The sequence below is a fragment of the Bacteroidota bacterium genome, assembly GCA_039111535.1.
Taxonomy (GTDB): domain Bacteria; phylum Bacteroidota; class Rhodothermia; order Rhodothermales; family JAHQVL01; genus JBCCIM01.
Window position 1 is genome coordinate 1 of record JBCCIM010000069.1, and the last position, 21069, is coordinate 21069.

19 protein-coding genes are annotated in these 21069 nt (G+C 51.6%); 5 read left to right on the forward strand and 14 right to left on the reverse strand.

Translation table 11 applies throughout. From position 1 onward, the window contains the following. The 6 genes from AAF564_12270 to AAF564_12295 all read right to left on the reverse strand — a co-directional run. Positions 1–635: class I SAM-dependent methyltransferase (locus tag AAF564_12270; protein MEM8486318.1), on the reverse strand; the 635-nt coding region annotated here is incomplete at its 3' end. 167 nt (positions 636–802) lie between these two features. Further along, positions 803–1345 (reverse strand): hypothetical protein, encoded by a 543-nt coding sequence (locus AAF564_12275; protein ID MEM8486319.1) that lies wholly within the window; start codon positions 1343–1345, stop codon positions 803–805. 231 nt (positions 1346–1576) lie between these two features. Next, positions 1577–2212, reverse strand: coding sequence for a hypothetical protein (locus tag AAF564_12280; GenBank protein ID MEM8486320.1), 636 nt, complete (start codon positions 2210–2212; stop codon positions 1577–1579). A gap of 58 nt (positions 2213–2270) precedes the next feature. Continuing rightward, complete coding sequence (locus AAF564_12285) at positions 2271–2615, reverse strand: hypothetical protein (protein MEM8486321.1); 345 nt, start codon at positions 2613–2615, stop codon at positions 2271–2273. Between the two features lie 326 nt (positions 2616–2941). Continuing rightward, positions 2942–3976, reverse strand: a complete 1035-nt coding sequence (locus tag AAF564_12290) for a DUF6588 family protein (GenBank protein MEM8486322.1) — start codon at positions 3974–3976, stop codon at positions 2942–2944. Positions 3977–4021: 45 nt separating this feature from the next. After that, positions 4022–6685 carry a PQQ-binding-like beta-propeller repeat protein gene (locus tag AAF564_12295; protein ID MEM8486323.1) on the reverse strand — a complete coding sequence of 888 codons (2664 nt, stop codon included), beginning with the start codon at positions 6683–6685 and terminating at the stop codon, positions 4022–4024. A gap of 253 nt (positions 6686–6938) precedes the next feature. Here AAF564_12295 and AAF564_12300 point away from each other — a divergent pair, with 253 nt between their 5' ends. Next, the gene (locus AAF564_12300; GenBank protein ID MEM8486324.1) at positions 6939–7196 is read left to right on the forward strand and encodes a hypothetical protein; all 258 of its coding nucleotides are present in this window, start codon (positions 6939–6941) and stop codon (positions 7194–7196) included. A 666-nt stretch (positions 7197–7862) separates the two neighbouring features. Here AAF564_12300 and AAF564_12305 read toward each other — a convergent pair. Further along, the gene (locus tag AAF564_12305; protein ID MEM8486325.1) at positions 7863–7991 is read right to left on the reverse strand and encodes a hypothetical protein; all 129 of its coding nucleotides are present in this window, start codon (positions 7989–7991) and stop codon (positions 7863–7865) included. A gap of 67 nt (positions 7992–8058) precedes the next feature. On the opposite strand from AAF564_12305, the gene AAF564_12310 reads away from it, so the two are divergent. The 3 genes from AAF564_12310 to AAF564_12320 all read left to right on the forward strand — a co-directional run bounded on the left by AAF564_12310 (position 8059) and on the right by AAF564_12320 (position 12443). After that, positions 8059–10395, forward strand: coding sequence for an IPT/TIG domain-containing protein (locus tag AAF564_12310; protein ID MEM8486326.1), 2337 nt, complete (start codon positions 8059–8061; stop codon positions 10393–10395). Between the two features lie 87 nt (positions 10396–10482). Then, positions 10483–11637: an MFS transporter gene (locus AAF564_12315; protein MEM8486327.1), complete on the forward strand. Its 1155-nt coding sequence runs from the start codon at positions 10483–10485 to the stop codon at positions 11635–11637. A gap of 152 nt (positions 11638–11789) precedes the next feature. Then, positions 11790–12443: an HAD family phosphatase gene (locus tag AAF564_12320; protein MEM8486328.1), complete on the forward strand. Its 654-nt coding sequence runs from the start codon at positions 11790–11792 to the stop codon at positions 12441–12443. Positions 12444–12450: 7 nt separating this feature from the next. On the opposite strand, the gene AAF564_12325 is transcribed toward AAF564_12320, so the two are convergent. The 5 genes from AAF564_12325 to AAF564_12345 all read right to left on the reverse strand — a co-directional run bounded on the left by AAF564_12325 (position 12451) and on the right by AAF564_12345 (position 17357). Next, positions 12451–13308 (reverse strand): transporter, encoded by an 858-nt coding sequence (locus AAF564_12325; GenBank protein MEM8486329.1) that lies wholly within the window; start codon positions 13306–13308, stop codon positions 12451–12453. A 36-nt stretch (positions 13309–13344) separates the two neighbouring features. Then, positions 13345–14283: a DM13 domain-containing protein gene (locus AAF564_12330; protein MEM8486330.1), complete on the reverse strand. Its 939-nt coding sequence runs from the start codon at positions 14281–14283 to the stop codon at positions 13345–13347. Between the two features lie 98 nt (positions 14284–14381). Further along, positions 14382–15014 carry a sigma-70 family RNA polymerase sigma factor gene (locus tag AAF564_12335; GenBank protein MEM8486331.1) on the reverse strand — a complete coding sequence of 211 codons (633 nt, stop codon included), beginning with the start codon at positions 15012–15014 and terminating at the stop codon, positions 14382–14384. A 287-nt stretch (positions 15015–15301) separates the two neighbouring features. Next, a complete protein-coding gene (locus AAF564_12340; GenBank protein MEM8486332.1) occupies positions 15302–16729 on the reverse strand; it encodes a SpoIIE family protein phosphatase in 1428 nt (475 codons plus the stop codon). 154 nt (positions 16730–16883) lie between these two features. Further along, entirely contained in the window at positions 16884–17357 is a 474-nt protein-coding gene (locus AAF564_12345) for a hypothetical protein (GenBank protein ID MEM8486333.1), read from the reverse strand. Positions 17358–17565: 208 nt separating this feature from the next. On the opposite strand from AAF564_12345, the gene AAF564_12350 reads away from it, so the two are divergent. Continuing rightward, a complete protein-coding gene (locus AAF564_12350; protein ID MEM8486334.1) occupies positions 17566–18519 on the forward strand; it encodes a sugar phosphate isomerase/epimerase family protein in 954 nt (317 codons plus the stop codon). 6 nt (positions 18520–18525) lie between these two features. On the opposite strand, the gene AAF564_12355 is transcribed toward AAF564_12350, so the two are convergent. Beyond that, the gene (locus AAF564_12355; protein MEM8486335.1) at positions 18526–20070 is read right to left on the reverse strand and encodes a tryptophan 7-halogenase; all 1545 of its coding nucleotides are present in this window, start codon (positions 20068–20070) and stop codon (positions 18526–18528) included. A 49-nt stretch (positions 20071–20119) separates the two neighbouring features. Then, positions 20120–21067: a radical SAM protein gene (locus AAF564_12360; protein ID MEM8486336.1), complete on the reverse strand. Its 948-nt coding sequence runs from the start codon at positions 21065–21067 to the stop codon at positions 20120–20122. Between the last annotated feature and the right edge of the window lie 2 nt (positions 21068–21069).

Genomic DNA, 21069 nt, shown 5'->3' on the forward strand with positions numbered 1-21069 from the left:
ATGGGAGCAAAGCCTACACCTGCCAATGTTTCCTGAAGCGTTTGTTCATCAACAAAGCTGATGTCTTTGTCAATCTTAGCGAATGTGTGTTCAGCTTCTTCTCTCGGCGTTCCCAACCGCGCAAAATGCGTTTGCCATATGGAAGTAAGAAAGTCAAATTCACTCGTTGTACGATACAAGTCAGCAAAGACAAAAGGAGCTTGTGGACAAAGTAGGTCTGCTATAGCTCTGAAAAACTGGCGCTTATGCGCTTGCTCAGTAATAAAATGTGCGACAAAAATAGAGGTTGCTGCATCATAAAATGTTTTGTTCGAAAGCTCCTCAATTCTACTGCAGACGAAGTTGGCTCGCTGGCTTAACCCCGCTTGGCTGATGTTTGCACTGCAACGGGTGAGCATTTCTTCTGAGGGGTCAACTGCTGTGAAGGACCATTCTGGTTCAACTTGGCTCAGCTTGATAATCTCGGCTCCGGTACCTGCTCCAATGATTAGGATTTTTGCATTCGGTTTAATAAGGGTGCGCTTCAGCAAAGAAGCAATGAGATCATGAAGAACATCGTACCCAGGGGCTAAACGTCTGATTCGTTCGTCATAAGCTTCTGCACGTTTCTGATCAAACGGTTGCTTTCGGGTCATTAACTCCTGTAAGATTATTGGTGAGGTATAACGGCTTGGCGCTCAGCCGTTAAGGCTGGGGGCAGGGCGGTGGCGCTCAGCTGCAAGACACTGTCTTGCAGAGCAAGGCGCAAAGCTGCACGCCCAAAGTCGGCTGCTGCACCTTGTTATGCAGCGTAGTAATTTATTTAAAGTAAAGGACTCTCCAGGGATTTAAGTACTTTTCTACAGAAGGCTACTAGTTTCTGGATCGATTCTGCCTTTGAAGGATGAGTGTCTTTAAAAAAGTCAATTTTACGTTTAGCACTTTCAATTTCCTTTTCTGCATCACGTCTTAGCTTTGCTCTCAACCGAGAATAGTCGCGATCAACAGCATGATATTTTCTCGCGTAGGATTCTAAATTTTTCGACAGCGACTGACTTCTGACAATTAGATCGTCTTTGTTCAGAGCTGAATCCTTTAAGCTCCATGAAGAGCACGGCACGGTGACTTCTCGCCATCCATAATCGAATGAAAATTCTACTTCATCTTCAAACAACTCATACTCAACAAGTTCTGATACGTAGTTTTTTATAGCTTTGTACGACTCTGTTGGAGAAGGGCAATTAAGAAGCTCTAAGATCTGCGCTTTAGCGTCGTGTCCTTGCTTACCGGCGCTATCGATATCTATGCGCAAAACAAGATCGTCGCCCCTTAAGTTTACAGAGGAGAGGACTGGTAAAAAATCCATTAGTTGAGAATTGATTTTCGAATTAGCTGTATAACGGCTCGGGCATAACCTGCCGAAAGCGGGGCCAACTCAAGATACAAAGAATAGCGCAATCCCAGGCAACCCCCGCATTTGGTCGGCCGTTGATGCCCTTGTTATGTGCACCACTCCAGCCTTTATATCAAGTGTTTCATGCTCTCTGGCTATCAAATTGGAATTATTCTGGTGCAGGCCTACAGTCATTTTGCCTGCTCAAGGTTTACTTCCTTTTATTGCCCTTAATGTAGTCTCTGCTCGCTTGCGCACCTTCTCACTTTGGTCAATTAACAGGAGATATAAAACATCCTCTCGCCTAGACTCACGTGCAACTACCTTACGAAACTGTCTTGATGCATTCTCCGGTTTGAGCATTCGCTCGATCGTTTGAATTGGTACCAGCGAATTGCAGCATAGTACGACTCCTGTACGAAAAGCATCATAAGCCCCTCTGCCTACCTTTAAGCAAGGTAATAGCTTTTCACCGAGTAATTTCAGCGTATCTCGTGAAGAATTGACATTCAATGCTATTTGAAGCGCAATTTCCTGACTAGGATAACTTTCAATCTCAATTTTATCTGGAATCATTAAGTGAAGTATTTCAGGCTTCGTCTTTAGATTTCCCGCCACTGCTACGCGTACAAAAGTATATTCTGATCGAGATAGCTCGGCTAGCTCATCTGCTGAAGTATCAAACGACCGAGCAGCAACCAGATATTCTTTTGGCCCAGAGTGATTGCTCATAACTCGATTTTCAAGGCCAATGGATTCAATAATTGGATTAAAAGAGTGCACATAACGACCGGCATCACCGGGTCGGGAAGGTTGATTGTCCAATGCAAAAACGCTCACAAGCCCGACTCCGGTGCATGCCATGGTTATCCGCACGCCATGTCATTCCGCAGTCCGGCTAGCGAGGGTTTGGGACATTGAATGCGGAGGTGACACCGAGTGACGCCAGATTGGCAGCCGTGTAATGGTTGTCAATTTTCAGTTTCTCGGCAAGTGCGTGAAGTGCTAAAACGGATTGAGGATCGAAACATATGTCCGATTCGTGGACCATGTAGAGCACGTGATCGAGTGCAATTCCGAACTCGTTGTGGTCAAGGTATTCTTTAACGATTTGATCGCCGTCGAGTAGGCCGACCTGCGAGAAGGTCTCGTTGCCAGGTTCGCGATCGTGCAGATCGTGGATCAAGAGTTGTGCGTCAGCAGAACATTGACGGATCAGCGCTCGCATTTCGTTGATGTTCATGTATTCTGGTTGGATAACTACTATTATACCGACTAATTCGGTATATCATGACGATTTGATTTTGCTCAAGTCATTGATAAGCAAGAGTTTGTCAAAATTGCTTCGCTGATATACAGACTAAATCTGTATAATTCCTGACTTATAAACATAAGGCAGAAATCGCACGCAAGATATTGCACGCAAGATATTGCACGCGCCTTCTTGCTAAGTGTGTGGGAAATGTTTCGAGCCGGCGCCCAAGGGCTGCTTCGGCGAGATTTGCCGGCAGTGTTTGAAGCTGTAGCCAGAGGAGAAAAGGCCGGCAGCGATCTATCCAGTACTGCTCCCTAAAAAGCGAAGCCGAAGCCGGCTGATACAACCGTAAACTGACCCGTACTCACATCTGCATTCCAGACAACCGGGCCGAGCTTCAGGCCAAAGCCGAAAATCCCACGGGTTTGGCCCGTATGGCGAAGGGTGAAGTTGACATCAATCGGGTCCACGTCGAGGTCCGGGTCGACGTCATCCACATCAAATACATAGCTAAAGCTCACATCCGATCTCTCCGTTTGCAGGCCGCCGTATACCGTGAGGACCCCGATCCGTTTACTCACCGCCAGGTTAACGGCGAAGGTACGCGCGTCCATAACTTCGCTGCCGGCTTCATCTTCTGCGCGGATGTTTTGCCAGGCTGCCTGGATGGATACATCTACGGGCAACTTGGGCAGGTATTGGTTCAGGTTGTGCCGTACGCCAAAGCCAAACAGCTCCAATGCACCCACTTCATTGATTGAAAGCTGGGGCAACCAGCGAATCATGATGTCGGTGCCGAAGACTGTGCCGAGACCTATTTGTGGGACAACAAAGGGGGCTACGGTGGTTTCTATAACACCACCAATGGTATTCTGAGGCGTCAGGGTGGAGTCAAAAGAAACGGGTAGGGTCAGGCCGAGGGTAGAAATGGTTGTATCATGATCGACTGAGACAAACGCCTGGCCCTCTTCTGTGGCGCCAAAAATGCTTGGGGCATTTTCTACGGTGAAGGTGGCCGGCACGTCGAGCGTGAGCGTCTGGCCGGCAAATTCAACATCCAGCGGGACGGAGCCCGTGTATTGCAGGTTGAATGTTTTATGCGAGTTGTTCAGCAGTGCTGCAGACGCCTTGACGCCAACATACACGTTGATGCCAAATACCTTCCTGCTTACGCCGGCGGTGTGAAACAGCCCCGTGTTCAGGTCTGCGCCAAGGGCTTCGGCAAGGGGACTCACGTAGGCGCGCGCATAGGCTTCGCCAACTTGACTGAGGGTTTCATTCAGGTCCTGGGCGTGGGCCGGCACTGCAAGAAAAAGACAAAGTATCGCCAACCAGGCTGATCTCTTCATAGCGTAGAATAAAATCAGAAAAGGAAAAAATATATCAAAAGAATATTATCGAACAAGCGCCATTTTACCCGTAGCAGAAAACGCGCCAGCCTGTATCCTGTACATATACATGCCGCTCGGTACACGCTGACCCGATAAGTCGGTGCCATCCCAGTGGACCATGTGCTGGCCGGGATTTTTGACTTCTTCAACCAGGTGATGGACTTCCTGGCCCAGCAGGTTGTAAACCGTTAGCGAAACCGCTGCTCGCTGGTCCAACTGATAACCAATGCTGGTTGTATGGTTAAACGGGTTTGGATAGTTCTGGTCGAGGCGTGAAGTTGTCGGAGCAACGGGTACATCAGACAACACAGATGCAAGATAATCAGCGGTGCCCGTTACGAGCGTAAACCGCCGTTCCGTCAGGTTGTCCCCCCAATCTACACTTACTTCGTTATTCGAAAAGGTACGTGCATAGCCGTAGTCTTCGTCGATCAGTACCATTTCGGGCGCATTGCCGGCGCCTTGCTGTGGCACAATAGAGAGGGTAACCGGCAGATTGTTTTGTACCACATCAGCGTCAGACGTTGTCAGCATCAGCGGCCATCTGGCGCCGGCTTCCGCGTGGGGCTGGAAGTGGATAGCATACTTTTCATTGTTGTCCAGCAACGACAGGCGCACGTGCTCGCCAAAAGGCGGGGCCTCCAACATACTGCTTTCGGCTGGTGCAGCGTCAAACCCGATCCAGTTTTGGGAATCCGTATAGCCGAATGAGGGAATAGCAGCTGTGAGCTGCATACGCATGGCTGCAGGGCTTCCTTTTTCAGCCTCATCTACTGGCAACTCGGTTTCGATTTGCACAGCTTCCGGGCGAATGAGTATGGTAATAACTTCGTCAGATGCGTTATGGACAAAGTATCCTTCCCATGGCATGAGGATGGTTAGATCGTCTGGCTGCTGCACCATCTGGCTGCCATCAAAGAAAGCAATGGCGTTTACGGCTGCAGTGTTACGGATGACGCGATTCCAGGGGACCGGGAATCCAAATGGGTTGCCAATCTGGTTCCAGCCCGGTTTCAGGTCAATGGCATAAGGCTGTGACGTGTCGATAGACCAGCCAGAGGAAACCGTAAACGGATCGCCGCTTGATGTAACAAGGAAAAAGGCTGCACCGGGTTCAACCGGATCGTTCAAATCAGGATATTCTTCGTAGCCGTTGCCATTCCAGCGATGCAGGCGCCAGGTTTGTGGTCCATAGGCCTGAAAGTCATCTTCGAGCACATCGAGTATGGACTTGTTTGTCAAATCGTAGGGTACAGAGATCATGCGATGGATCCGGGGCAGAAAATGATCCGGGGCGCTATCACTGTTGATAAATACTGGTTTTGAAGCCGGATTGTTTTGCGGGGATTCAGCAGGGAAGGTGCCTTCGTTTCCCGAGATATAGTATTCGAAGCCGGCGCCCGTAATGGCTGTGCCGGGGATAATGGCATTGCCGTTAAATCCGAGTTCAGAAAACCCTGCTGCGCCGGCTGGCCTGTAAAACAGGGAGCCACTTGCGGGAATCGGGGCACCCGTCACAGATACACTGAAGGGGGCATCCTGGCCGGCGAGTAATTGGGTGGCAAAGGTAATGCTGTAATTGGCCTGTCCGATGGCAAACAACCGGCCGGGCTCGCTGAGCGAACCGGTCGCTGCAATGTACACCCTGCTGTTGGTGCCAATGGATGGAGAAGACCAAATCGGATTTCCCGTAGGAAAGCTCCAGAGCAAATTAAACCGACTGGTTGCATCGCTCAGTACATAAAGCGAGCCGTCAAGCGACGTGATATAGATGTTGCCAAACCCGTCTATCGCCGGGGAAGCTGCGATCAGGGATTGCGTGATAAACGGACTTTGCCATTTTGCTGTGCCGGTTTGACCGTTGATGGCATAAAACCGGCGATCAAAAGAGCCAATGTAGACGGTGCCGTCTTGCCCGATAGCGGGCGAGGAGACAATTTCAGCTGCCGTTGGGAAAGGTGCGGCCCAGGCTGCACGTCCGGTTTCCGTATCAACCGCATACACATTGTTGTCTAGCGACCCCACGTAGACATTGCCGTTGCCAATGGCTGGTGAAGAGACAATCTCACCTTGCGTGGTAAACGGCGGCCACAGCGTGGCACCGTTGGCGCCGTTTAATCCATAAAGCCGGTTGTCAGTTGCCCCCACATAGACGGATCCATCAGGGCCTACAGCAACGGAAGACAGAATCTCGCCCTGCGTTGCTGCCACCCACCGAACGCTACCGTCGGGATTGACGGCGAATACGTTGCCGGAGCGTGAGCCAATAAAAATGGTGCCATCCGGGCTAATGGTAGGAGAGCTGAAGACCTGGTCGCCAGTGTCTAACGACCATTGCAGGGTGCCATTGGGGTTGAGGGCGTAAAGGTTGTTGTCGAGCGAACCGATGTAAACGGTCCCGTTGGTGCCTACGGCCGGCGTTGAAACGATACCGGAAATCTCCACGGCTGGCGGAGCGTCCAGGTTGTTGAACGTGAAAGACCAGAGCTCCTCGCCATCCAGGTCGAGCGCTACAAGTTCATTTTCTGAAGCGATGTATACCCGCGTGCTGGTGATAACCGGCGATGAATAGGTAAAGCCGGTTGTGTTGTATTGCCAGGCAATATCGGGTGCAAGCGGACCAGTGAAGTTGGTATAGCCTGTATGGAAAACGTTCTGCCGAAACATTGGCCAGGGATCCTGGGACCAGGCAGTGGCGGGTGCAAAGGACAGGGCTATCAGAAATAGCAGCCCTGCTAACAGGCGTTGAGATGTTTTTTTCACGGAGGAATCCTTGGAAAGGCGGTAGTTGGTTACTTCCGACGTGTGTACCCTAAAATCATCGCAGGATGCCTGGGCTGCGGGTTTATTCTTTAGCATTATTCGTGATGAACCGATAACGAAAAAAGAGAATGTTTGGACGTATTTGGACAAAGCAGCTATGAACGAAAAGATTATCCGTTTTTTACAAGATGCGGGGTTTCAGGGGGGATCATCTGAACCTGCTGCCTTACAGTTATTGCGTTTTTTTGAAGCAGAATACGACGTCACGTTGCTCCCTTTGTTAGAAAGGGAATGGTTGGATGAACAGGTTGAGCGTGAAGTGACGCACGACCACTTCATGATGCTACGCGAATTTATCGACGAAAAGCACCTGGGCGACTACGACAATGCCCTCGCCCGCATCGAAGCGATCTAAGGCATTTCCCGATCGGTTGATGCATATAAACGTGTGTAAAGGGGCCTGTGCAAGCTAACACTTCTGTGCAGGCCGGCTTTGCTATGGGCTTTTGTAGGCTTTGCTGTGCAATGCTGCCAGTAATTCATACAAACATTGCTCCGACTTCGCTTTGTTTATCTAAATAAAGCAATCCCTAAAAAAATGCCCTGAGTTTCTTTCCAGTGCGAATCCGGGCGCGAAAACGAGTGTGACGAACAGCTTAAAAAGTCAGCCGGTTAACAAACCTGCTGGCTAATAACCAGCCGGCTGGTGTTGCCCGCGGAAGTGATGTGTCCCGGGAAATTAAGCCAAGTCGGATGGCGTTTTCAGCGCACTGGCGGTCCTCAGGCCGTATCGCTCATGTCTCATTCTATTGGGAGTAGCCATAGAGTTCAGGGTACACATCAAACTATAGCTGCAGTCTCCCATATTGATACCGGCAAGGGGACCGCCAATGCGCTGCGTCACTTTTTTATGCTACCGCCTTTTATCCTATCCTGCACGTAGCATTCCCTCCGCTTTTCTCGCTACCCGACTCAAGCTAAAGGTTGTGCGCCATTGCGCCATTCCTACACACCATATGCGCCAAATCCGGGTCTCGTGGCTGCGCTTTACTCCGTAATTTCAGGCGCACGCTCGTATCAATTACACGTATCGTTCAACTGCACACAAATCTACAGCATTTTGCTCCTGCCTTGCCGGCGCTTTCATACAGCGCGCATCGGGAGTATGCTGCGCGTCCATGAAGCTTCCTGGCAGACATTCGTTGCTCATCGCACTACTCCTTTGGTGCTTTGGATTACCCGTTGGCATTTACGCTGATGGGCCTGCGCGTACTGCTATGCCAGGCCCCCAACTGGTGGCCGGATACCTCGAAAACGTGAGCAGTTCCTGGCAAACAGTAACCCTGCCGTTTGATTATGCAGAGATGGTTGTTGTTGCCACCGTAGCCTATACCGAAGATGATGCGCCGGCTGTTACCCGTATCCGCAATGCAGCGGGGAATAGCTTTGAAGTACGGGTGCAAAATCCATCTGGTGCACAACTGGAAGACTACGCGGTCCATTACATGGTTGTCGAAGCCGGCGTCTATACAGCTGCTGAAGATGGTGTACAAATGGAGGCCGGGCAGTTCACGTCTGACATCACCGCGCACGCTGCATCCTGGCTTGCAACACCCGTTGGCTATGCCCAACCCTACAACAGCCCGGTAGTCCTCGGGCAAGTGATGTCGTATAACGACGAACGCTGGTCGGTTTTCTTTTCCCAGGGGCTTGTGATTTCTTCGCCACCGACGGCTGCTTCACTCGCAATGGGTAAACATGTTGGAGAGGACCCAGAGGTTGTGCGCAATGCTGAATCCATTGGATATATAGTTTTCGAGACGGGCATTGGGCAAACCAACGGCTACAACCTGCAGGCTTTCCTTGGTGCAGACCTTACCCAGGGCATGGAGGATAATCCACCGTACAACTATCCGCACAACATGGAGGATGAAGGCTTTGTATTGCTTTCTCAGGCGGCCATGGATGGCTTTAATGGCAGTTGGTCTGTTTTGTGGGCAGATGACTGGTTCGACGACGATGACGTACAATTGGTAGTCGATGAAGACCAGGTAGGCGACGAAGAGCGCCGGCACTCAACCGAACAGGTTGGTGTTGTGATTTTAAATCCTGTAGTACAAACACCTGAGATCTTATCGTTTTCACCAGAGATCGGGCCGGTTGGTGGTTCAGTAACCATATTGGGCAACTACTTTACTGGCGCCCAACAAGTGTACTTTAACGGATTGCCGGCTTCGTTTGAGGTCGAGGATGACCAAACCATCAAGGCAACCGTTCCCGAAGGGGCAACCAGCGGTGAAATCTCTGTACTCACGCCTGGTGGATTTGGGCGTAGCGCAAAAGCGTTTGAAGTGTTGAAGGTCCCACAAATCTTTTCCTTCTCCCCGGGGGAAGGGCCCCGTGGTACTTCCGTAGAAATTACGGGACAGAATTTTGTGAACATCCTCGACGTTTCGTTTGGAGGTTGGTCATCGAAAGAGGTAGAAATTGTTAGTGAGTCACAGATTGTTGCTACGGTACCTCAAAACTCAAACACAGGCCGGATTCGGGTTAGAAATGCTGCCGGCATGGCGACTACGCCAGAAGTGTTTCGGGTGATAGCATCCGCAGCGGTTGATGAAATTATCCCCAGTCGTGCAGAAGCTGCTGCTGTAATTCGGATTGCCGGCACGGGATTTTTGGAGGTTGAAGCTATTGAGTTTGCCGGCGGTGTTGGCGCTGTTTTCGATATCGTAACCGACCAGGAAATGCGGGTCACCGTACCTCCGAATACCACCAGTGGTCCGGTTAAAGTGTTTTTTACTGATGGTACAATTCTACAAGGTCCCGTTGATTTTACGTTGACGTTTGCAGAACCCTTGCAGGGCCTGAACCTCTGCCGGATGACAGCAGCGCAGGTTACCCAGTCGTCGGTGGGTTCTCCTTTTGCCAATGCGGGCAAAGCCTGTGATGGGAATACGGATGGTACCCTGGAGAATGCCTCGTTTACAGATACTCAAATAGAACAGGAAGCCTGGTGGGAAGCTGATCTTGGTGCAGTGTACAACATCTCGGAAATCGCTGTCTGGAACAGATCAGACTGTTGCACCGAAGATCTGTCCAATTTCTTTATTTTTATTTCTGACGTACCGTTTGCTTCTACGTCGCTATCTGAAACGTTAAACGCTCAGGATGTAGCGTCGCAGTTGATTAGTTCGGTTGATCTCTTTGAGTCGATTGACCTGAGCACAACGGGGCGCTATGTGCGGATTCAGAAAATTGGCGCCGGCATGCTGGTCCTGGCTGAAGTCGAAATTATATCCGGTACGGGCAATGTGATAACCAGCACGGAAGACCCCGGGGTAGCCACATCGGGGATTCAGTTGAAACAGGCTTATCCATCGCCCTTCACAACCCGGGCCACCATTCCCTATGCCATTGCAGAGACGCAACACGTCAGTTTACAGCTCTTTGATGCGCTGGGCAGGGAAGTGCGTGTATTACAAGATGGCGTGTTATCACCGGGCAGTTACACCGCAACGGTTGAGGCTGAAGATCTGCCCAACGGGATGTACTTTTACCGGATGGTTGCAGGCCAAGACGTGCGTACGCAGGCACTGGTGCTGGCGCGGTAGGTTGGTTGTTTAGCGGCGTTCCAGTATACTGGCAGCAAAAAAGGCAGGGTTCAATGCACGTTGGAGCCGGCCGGATATGCCCCTTGTATGGCCGGACCCTCACTGCGCACCATCTTACTGAGTACATTTCTAGGCCTGGCTGCACTTTATAGTCCGCAACCTTTGTTGCCCTTTTTTGCACGTTTGTTAGCCGTCTCTGAAGCTGACGCTGCTACCCTTGTCTCGTGGAGCTTACTCGCGATGAGCATTGGCCCGCTTGGCGTGGGGTATTTGCTCATGCGTTTGGGGACAAAGAAGGTATACATCGGTTGCCTGATTGGGCTCGCTGTCACCACGGTTGCCTTCGCCGCTATCGATCACATCATGTTTATGAAGGTTGTGCGCTTCGCGCAAGGGGGGCTGATTGCCGGGTTGCTTGCTTCAACCATGACCTACATTGCCCAGGTGGCCACCAATATGCGGGAAGTAATGGCCTATTACGTTGGCGCATCTGTGCTTGGCGGATTGGGGGGGCGGATCACCGCCGGTATGATTGCTGAACATTTCAACTGGCAATACTTTTTTGCAGGGCTTGGGCTCCTTTTTGTGTATTGTGCGCTCCGGGCAAAAGATCTGAAGGCTCCGCCAGTCAGTGCTGGCGTAACCCGTAAACCCGTATCGCTCTGGAAGGTCTTTGGGGATCGCTATGTTCGCCGGCAATACGTAGTGATTATGCTGGCTTTCTTTTGTCCAACTGCAGTACTCAATTTTGCGCCTTTCCGGCTTGAGCAACTGGATGAGACCCTCGGGGCTTCGATTATCTCGTTGTTCTATCTCGGCTTTATCGCAGGATTTTTTGTCAGCATCAATGCACCGCGCATCGCTGATTTTGCCGGCGGGACGGTGCAGGCAATCTGGCTTGGCATGGGAATGGTGTGTATCGGACTGCTGATCGGACTCTTGCCGTCCATCGTTGCCATTTTCATTGCCATCACCCTGGTAACCAGCGGTTTTTTTCTGCAGCATGCCTGTATGGTCTCGCTACTCAATACCTACGCTGGCCCATACGCCGGTTCGGTGAACAGCCTGTATGTCTCTATTTATTATTTGGGAGGCGCTGCCGGCGCCTATCTGCCGGGACTCATTTTTCTTAACGCAGGATGGGCGCTCTATACAGGCTTGTTGCTTGCCGTGGTCGGGATCAGTTTTGCCGTTTCGTTTACAACCCGCCCAGCTGGAGGCGCATTCTTAAAGTTTTCCTAACAATTAATACATGCTGTGATTACGATCTTGCGGTAATAATTTTTTGTACTGGCAATTTGTTAGCGCAACGTTTTTTAGCGCAACGTTGTCATTCTTCTCACTTCCCTTTACGCCCGAAGCACTTTACCCAATCAGATCACAAAAGCTGAATTATGATGGATGCTGCGCTGCTCAAGCAAAAGAAAGCTGTAATTTTTGATATGGATGGGGTTGTGATCGACTCAGAGCCACTCCACGAACGATCGAGCCGGCTTGTGCTGGCACAACACAACCTCGAAATTGAGGATGCCGTCTTTGCTGATTTTAAAGGCAGCACGGATCGCACGATCCTGGAATACCTTGTAGCTGAGAACAACCTGAATGTAGACGTAGAAGAATTGCTGCAACAGAAGCGATTAACGTACGCCTCACTCATCGATGAACTGCAACCCATCTATGGGGTGGTTTCTTTTATCAATCGTATAAATGAAAGCTACAGGCTAGCGCTGACGACGTCTGCATCGCGCAGGAATAAAGAGCTTGCCTTTTCCAAATTTAATCTGCATTCATTTTTTGAAGTCGTCATCACATCAGACGACATCAACAACCCCAAACCTGATCCTGAACCGTATCTGGAGACAACCAGCCGGCTGCAGTTGGACCCGCAAGACTGCGTCGTAATCGAAGATTCCTTCAATGGCGTGCGCTCAGCCGCAGCAGCCGGTTGTACGGTGGTTGGCATCACCACTTCTTTTGCCCCGGATGCCCTGATGGACGCCGGCGCCCACCTCGTCATCAAAGGATACGACGAGCTTGCGCACCTTTAGCGTGCAATTACATATCCAGAAATAGCCCGGTCTGATAGGCCGGCGCTGAAAGAATATTCTGGCCGCGCGTAGCGCCCTCCACCGAAAAAGAAAGCCCCAGTTTTTGCGTGAACTTATACGACAACTCGCCGCCGTATGCCAGGTACCGCTGGTTGTTGGCGTACAGTCCGCCCGTGCCACCTGTCACGGCGTCATCACCATTGCGCAAAGGTTCGACACCCCGTAATTTCAAGCTGAATGTGAGTTTGCTGGCAACGGTGTAGCCGGCTTCAGCAGCGAACCTGAATTCATCCGAAAACCCGCTTGAGCGATTATTGAAGCCTACTTCTGCTGATACATAGGCCGGCGCAGGATAAAAAGAGTGGCCGATACCAAGCGAGATGTGCTGGTTAAATTCTCCATCCCCGGTAAACAAGCCGTTTGGTTGCGTTGTGTTGCCGGTAGGAATGCCTAGCATGAGTCCTGCACTAACCACCGTATTTCCTTTTTGGAAAAGGCCAAACCGTGCGCCAATATCAAAGTCAGCCAGGCTGGTTTGCTCCGCGCCTTCGAAAAACACAAACCCGGTTTCGGTACCGAGTTGGCGGTTCAGGGTGAGCCGCTGAACAAAAGGGATGTAGGCTATTGCTGTGATCCGGTCTGTTATTCCATATTCTCCGTAGAAGCTGACCGTGTAATCAGACAACGTTGGAATCGAAATAATGCGTCCGTCTGGCTCGTAGAAGCGGTTGGCTTGTAGAAAGCCGAAGCCGAGCTTGTAGAAAGCTGTTTTACGTTTCTTGGGCCAGGGGCCGGCTTCTGCGCTTGGGGCAAGCGAAATAAAGGCAGCAAGAATCAGGAATAAACTTATCGCGCGCGTTTGCATGGCGGTCAGGTCAGGTTGAAATTTCGGGAGGCTACGCTATCGGAGTGGGGCGGAGCCAAAAGTGACGTTGAACGGGAGGCAGTGGATAACAACGTGGTCGAAGTCATTCATCTCAACAAAAGGCGGTAACGTGTAGGTCTGCGTACCTCGTGTATTCATCAATTGGCCGAGTAGTAGGCTGTTTGCATTGATGCTGGATTCGGACGACAAATAGACGTTAAGGTCCGGGCCATTGCTGCTCTGGAAGTCTTCATCAAATCGCAATTGCAAGCCACCGCCGGATACCTGTTCGAGGATGGCTTTACCTTTCACCGTATACGAGGTGTTGGGTGCTGCGCGGAACGTGCCTTCGCGGCTGGCTGCAAAAATTTCGAGGGTGATCGGTGCACTCTGAATGCCTTCTGCAGCGGCAGATACCTGTACCGTACCCGGGCTTGTGGTGGTAACCAGGCCAGTGGCATCAATGGTTGCCAGGGTATCGCTGCTGAGTTGCCAGGTAATTTCGCGATTGTCGAGTTGGGTTCGGGCGGCGTTGAGGGCCACCGCGGAGAACTGCATAGATTCGCGGACCGTGACGGAGGTGTCTGTCGGCATAACCTCGACAAAAGCCACCTGGTTGGGATCACCCACAACTGTAAGAAGCGCCTGTTCACTCGATATGCCAAAGGCAGATGCAGTAATTCGAACTTGTCCCATCGCTATACCCGTTACATCACCCGTGGGGCTTACCGATGCAATACCGGTGTCTGAGCTTTGCCAGGTGAAGGTCGCATTTACAGGGGCATCAGTGCTGTCGTAGTACGCAGCCTGAAAGCTGAGATCCTGGCCAATTTCTACGGCTGATACTTCCGGCATTATTTCAATCCGGGGCTCAACGATGTTTGCATTTTCTTCCAGGAAATCTGTCCCGATGCAGCCAACCAGCAGGGCCGGCAGAACAAACAAGACAAGCAAAACAGCAGGAGACGGTTTCATTTATGTTGTGGGGTTTTGGAAAAACGAGCTGTACATATGGTAAAGTAATAACGGGACACGTTACAGCGTATCCCGTTATTTCATAACTAACGGAAAAGTTACGAGGTTAATGCGCCGCTGAAATAGGGTGCGAGCAGGGCGCGGAGGGCTTGCCTTGCGCGATGCAACCGCACGCGGACGGCGCCATTGCTGATGTTCATCAAACGGGCAACGTCTTCTGTTGCCCAGCCATTGATGTCTTTCAGGTTTACAATGGTGCGATGTTGTTCTGGCAGCCGCTGGATTGCTTCGTAGAGCAAGCGCTTGCGTTCTTCCGTCTGTAGCCGCTGTTCACCATTCCATTCTCGGTAGTTGCCGGCATGCCGGCCCGACATAAACTGTGGGTTCAGGTGCTCAAACTCTTCGTGTTCAAGCACGCGCACACGGGCTGCTTTGCGCCGTGCAGCGCGGGCGAGGTTCAGGCCAATGGCATAGATCCATGTTGAAAGTTTGGCATCCCCACGGAAGGTCTCGAGGCGGATGTAACTCTGCATGAACGTTTCCTGCAACACATTGCGGGCTTCGTCAGCATTGTTGACAATCTGATATATCATGCGGTACAGGCGCGGGCTTTCTTCGTGCACGAGTTGCTCAAACGCCTGTTTGTCGCCGGCAAGCACAGCCTTGTCTCTGGCCGGCGTAGACTTCGGGGTCCTGGTAGGTACGCGGGGAATCAAAGTTGCCGTTGCCATGTGAGTGTACCTCGAACGTTGGTTAGTGGTCGGTCAGCTGCTAAGCAGGCTGATGGTTGGTTCGAGAATAAACTAGGGGCTGCCTTTCCTGCGTACCTCACAATGGCTTAACGAGTGTTACAAAAGTTTAACATCGCGCTAAAAAAGAATCACAAACGGAAGAAAAGCAGGTTTTTTAAGGCCAAGGCGTGTTTTACAGGGTTTGTCGAAGCACCTTGTGTTGACTGAAAAACAGGCACCTGATTTGTCTGATGGATAGGGCCTTGCTGGTGGTTGATTTCAAGTTGTTAAACAGCACCAGGCTGTTTGCGCTGGTAGATAACAAACGTGACGTCATCTGTTTGTGGTTGCGTTGCGCGCCACGTGGCAAGGGCAGCAGTAAACCTTTCGATGATCGTTTCAGGTGTGTTGGGGCACTGATTTAAGAAAAAGTCGGCTGCAAATTCGTAGCCGCGCATTTCGCGGTGTTGATTGAATTGCTCGGGGAATCCATCACTCATGAGCAACAGGGTGTCGCCCGGTGCAAGCTCCACGGTTGTTTTTTGATAGGCAAAAGAAGTGATGCCGCCGAGGGGCATGCCTTTGAGGGCAATAGGGGTTACCTGCTTGTCTGCAGCCCGGTAAAGCAAGGCTTCCGGCATGCCTGCACCAACAACTTCGAGGGTAGAGCCGTTGATACGAGCAAGGGCAAAGGCCATGTACACCTTGGGAAGCCCAATACGTCGAATGGTAGCAGAGGCTTTGCGGATGATTTCAATCAAGTCTGCCTGATGGCCGAGGCTTGCAAACAGGCTTTTTGTTGCGGTAACCAGCGTATTTGCCTGGAGGCCGTGTCCTGTTGCATCACCAATAGCGAGGGTAAGGGTGCCATCTTCAGTTACCTGATAGTCGTAGTAGTCGCCACCGACTTCTGTGGCCGGATTCATGTAGAAGGCAACAGAGGCATCATCGAGGGTAGGCGGTGTTTTAGGCAGCATGGATAACTGCAGGTCCCGTGCTTCTGCCAACTCTTTGGCTTTGCGGTCGTGTTCACCCTGTAGCAAGGCCTGTTCGAGCTCAAACTGGCGTTGTTGCTGTAATGCGTAGTGTGCGTTAACCCTGCGTGCGGCAATGGTTGCAGGAATGGCAATGACCAGCCCAAAAAGGATAGAAGCGACGGTTAGCCACGATTTTACCAGTTCAACCTGGTTTTGAATACGGGCTGTGTTTTCGTGTGAAGAGACGGTCCACTGCAGTTCAGGCAGGGCGTTGAAGTGCACCACCTCAATGGGCATGTTCGGACCAAGATGCAGCAAGCCCGTGTTACTTTCGCCCCGTTCGAGGTGCTCGCGCCAGCGTGTTTGGCCTTCACCGGAAAAGTTAGGATCGAACAGTGCCTGTGGTTTCACGGGCATGCCGTTAAACTCTTCCGCGGGATGGCTCAGGTAGCGAACGCCATCCTGGTTGATGAGGCATACGTAGCCAGTTTCTACCTGAGAGCCGGCGGTAGCTTCCTGGAATTCTGAAATGACAGTGTCAGGGTCAACGCCAGCCGCCAGCCGGCCTCTTACAAAGTTGGCCATGGTGCGGGCATACCGCGCATTGGCATCAGCCTGAACTTCCAGGTAAAGCGATTCTGCATGCTGCAGCGCGTAAGGCGCTACAGTTGCACCAATCAGCAGAATGGCAACAAATACTGCCAGAAAGGTGAAGAAGGTTATTTTGAGGTTGTTCATAGGTGGCGTAACAATTCCGAGGGGGCTTTCCGGGATTTACTTTTCCCGGATGCGGGTAAAAGTAAGAAGCACAGATGGAATGATTGTTACGCCGAATAACCTTATTCGCCTGATTTAGCTGATTTCAACAGCTTGATTTCGTCAAAAACCTGCCTTACTCCGTTTCAAACCAGGTCTGTGCGTATCCGCCATTTTCTATGGTTACGCTGTTCAGGTCGCTGCCTGTGATGGTCATCCGGAGTACGATGTTATTGCTCGTTTCGCAGTCCCCTTTAGGATACCATGCCGCCCTGAATTCTTGTCCGTCGGGCGTCGGGTGACCGGTGAAGCAGGAGCCGTCTCCGAGGAGGTCGTAGCCACCGCCTTCGCCGGTTCGTTTTTTTGAGCCGATAGCGTCCATCGTGAAGCCTTCGAAAGAGCTGCTGCCGTCGGCCTTTGTGCCGCCATCCATAGATTCCGGTGTACGCCGATAGGCAATGGCTTTGCCGGCCAGATCAACAAGGGCAGTATTTGCCGTATCTCGCTCAAATTTCTTTTTGTCCTCAGTATACGTCGTGATTCCCAGAATCAGTGAAACGCCGACAACAATGACAGACAGGACAAGGAGCATCAGCTGATGTTGTGCCATAATATATACAGTGGTTTTGTACGCAGGTGGGGAAGGGGTATAAACTGCATTTGATATATCGGCCGGCCGCTGAGAAGCTTAAGCTGCACATCGTCGTGTTTGTGGATTTGTTCGCTGCTTCTGTTCAGGCAGACATTCGATATTCTTCTGTCTATGTCCGATATTCAGGTACCTTCCCACCAATAGCGCGGTATCCGCGAAGAATGCCATGACAAATGCGCGCCGTTCGTTCTTGAAAAAGGCAGCAACTGCTGCTGCAACTGTTACTGCGGCTGCTACCGGGTTGCCCCGCGTGGTTGCTTCCCAATCGTTAGTATCACAGCCGGCGCGGCGTACGCGCATTGGCGTCTCTACCTATTCTTTCTGGCGATTTAATGGCCCCAAGGAGGAATACAGCATCGAATCTTGTATCGATCAGGCAGCCGCCATGGGTTTTGATGGGGTGGAAATCCTCCACGTACAGATGACGTCTGAAGACAACAGTTACCTGCAGAATCTGAAGCGGCGGGCGTTTTCACTCGGACTTGATCTGTGCGGGTTTTCCACACACCAGGGCTTTGTATATCCGGATGCAGCCAAGCGCCAGGAAAACATCGACAAAACGAATCACCAGATTGAGCTGGCCTACAAAATGGGGATTCCCACCATGCGGATTAACACAGGCCGTTGGGGCACATCAGCCTCGTTTGATGCGCTCATGGCGAATCGCGGCATTGAGCCACCGCTTGAAGGGTACACCGACGAAGATGGGTTTGAATGGGTGATTGATGCAATTGGCGCTTGCGTTGAGCGCGCGAAAGAATGTGGTGTTGTACTGGGCCTTGAAAATCATTGGGGCCTTGGTCGTACAGCGGAAGGCGTGCAGCGGATTGTTGATGCAATCAATTCTCCGTGGTTGCAGGTTACCCTGGATACAGGCAATTTTCTCGAAGACCCCTATGATCGGCTGGATATGTTGGCCGGCCAGACCATCCTGATGCAGGCCAAAACTTATTATGGTGGCGGGAAGTGGTACTCACTCGATTTGGACTACGACCGGATCGCCGGCATCATGAAAGCACACAACTACCAGGGCTATGTGTCGCTTGAATTTGAAGGGACAGAAGATGGTGCCACGGCTATTCCACGTAGCCTTGATTTGCTCCGGAATGCGTTTGGTTAAGCTGCCCTAGAGATCAGTAGCGGTGTATTCGTACATGTTGTGAATCCTCGGGTGAAGCAGCCCCGCGGTATTGTATGGTGCAATAAGGTTAACCATGGTGTCCCGGAAACTGTGCGCTTGCTGGGTGTTGTCTAGGGCACCCAGGACCGCTTTGTAGCCCTCTTCTACCGTCTTGACTAGCTGCGTTTCATCGACGCAGAGGAAGTCATGGTTAAACGGAGTACCTGCTTTATAAGCTTCCGTACGCCGCTCTTCGTAGGTAATCGCAGCAGCAAAATACAGCATCGTATACACGCTGAGTAGTTCAAATCTGCCAAAACACGGATAACAGCCGGCAACAAGCAAGTCAACGGTTTGCAGCTCTCGGATGACGGCATCGCTGTATTGTAGCAAGGCGGGATACAGTGCCGGTTGTTGCCAGTGGTCTGTCAGCAGGTTTGCCACCCGCTCAACTCCAGAGAGGGTATGGGCAATGCCCGTGCTGTGGAGCGGATCGATGAAGCCGGCTGTATGCGGCAAGAGCACCCAGTTGGCGCCGGCTGCCTGCCCCCAAAGCCGCTGCAACTGCCCTGTGCGGTAGCGTTTACCTGGCGAATCAGCTAGTGTCGAGCTAGCAAACAGGTGTTTAAGGCTCGGGTATTGATCGAGCAGTGTTTGCCACGCTGCATCCGGTGATACGGAGTAATTCATGCGGTACCGGTTGCCGTCAAGCGCAAAGCCTGCGCTTACGCGGTGGTTGTCGAAGCGCAGCATCCAGAGCCAGCCCTGTTCAATGCAATGATGGACGGCAGCATCGTCACAGCTATAAGGATAGTCGCTGGTCTTCGCGCCGGTTTCTGCCACCAGATCTTGCCACAACGGTACATGTTCATAGTGGGAGAAAATGGCATGAGAGCAGGTTTGCAGTGATGTGCTCAAGTTGGAGAGGTTCAGCGCTCGCGGTATGAGGCCTGCCGGACCGGTTGCATCAACCACAAAAGCGCCTGTGATGTGTAGCGGTTCTTCAACCCGGCGCGCCTCAATATGCCAGGCGTCCGATAAAATGGCTTTGTCGTGCTGTTCAATTTTTGTGACCAGCGTATTGTCCAGCAGTGTAATGCCGGCAGTATCCAATTGATTTGTCAGAAAGTGGTCGATATCAGCGCGCAACCAGTGGGTGTCACTACGGACGTTGTCTGTGCTGGCGGTAACAAGCAGTTCATTGCTGTGGTTGTTGCCTGGTTGAAAGGCCGTTTCCCGTTGGTGTTGAAAATAGCTGAATCCCCGTTTTTTACCGCGCATAATTTCGGGGTACGTATCGACCCAGGTGCCGTACATGGCGAGTGGCTTGAGGGCATCCAGTTGGTATTGATTGGCGAGGTCCCGCAGGATCATGTTGCCAATCGGTGTAGAAGACTCGCCGATGGCGAAGCGCGGATGTATTGCCTTGTCGATCACCACCACAGAACGGCCCGTTTTGTTGAGGATCAGGGCCAACAGGCTGCCTGAGAAGCCGGAGCCGAGGATAACCACATCAGCAGAAATGCGTCTGGATGATTGCGTGGAAGGCATGGCAGGATATGCGTTGGGAAAAGGGTGGCGCGTTTTTAAGTCAGCCGGCTCAGGCGCTACACTGATTGCAGGAAGCAGCAGGCAAGATGGTTTGCGTAAGGTTCATTTTATGCAGCTGCGCTTTTCGGCCCGGGCCGCATGTTGTGCAGGCATAAAATTGTTCGAGATCCCACAAATCCATCAATACCCTGCCGGCGCCGCGCCGGTGGCACAGCGTAAGGCCAGCTTCGAGTACCTGCTCAATAGAAGATAACGCCGGCCGTGCAAAATGTCCTGCGTCACCCAACTGATCCACTGCACCGTTGCCTGGGCGGGTGGGTACAATGGCACAACACTGTACGCCGTTTGCAAAAGCAAAAGCCATCGATTGAATGGCCCAGAACACCCCTTCTTCTTCATTCAGATAGGGGGGGCGCAGTAAAATAAAGGCCCGTACATCGATATCGTTGCTACGCAAGTAGGCCGTTGCCTTTGCAAAATCACGCGTTGTCATGCGCTTGTTCAACCGGGGCAGTACTTCCGGGTGAATCGTTTCGAGGCCCATGGCGATTTCAAGTCTGCCCTGTACCATATCCCGGAATGTGAGACAGGCGGGGGTGCAAAGCTTGGGGTGATTTTCTACGATAACCCGGTCAAATGGTGCAACAAGCTGTGCAATGGCCGGCCAATCGGCCGTTGGGATGGCCTTTTTGTCGAAGAAATTCCCGCTGTTGTAAAGCTTGATTTGCGTCGCTACGGGCAGCTCCTGTAGCGCAAATTCAATTTGTGCTGGAATATCGCCAGGTGCAACAGATGTGTCGGTGGTGTTTTTCCAGAGGTCGCACATCAGGCACCGGAATGGGCATTCGCGGTTTGTCAGAAAGAGGGTAGCAATGTCAGCTACCTGGCCGTCGGGTGCGTATTCTGGCTCTACAAGATATGCATAAGGCCGGCGCGGGGATACCATGTTTTTGGGTCCCCGCGCGGCCAGAATAGCCTGTTCGTCTAGCGTCAGCACAG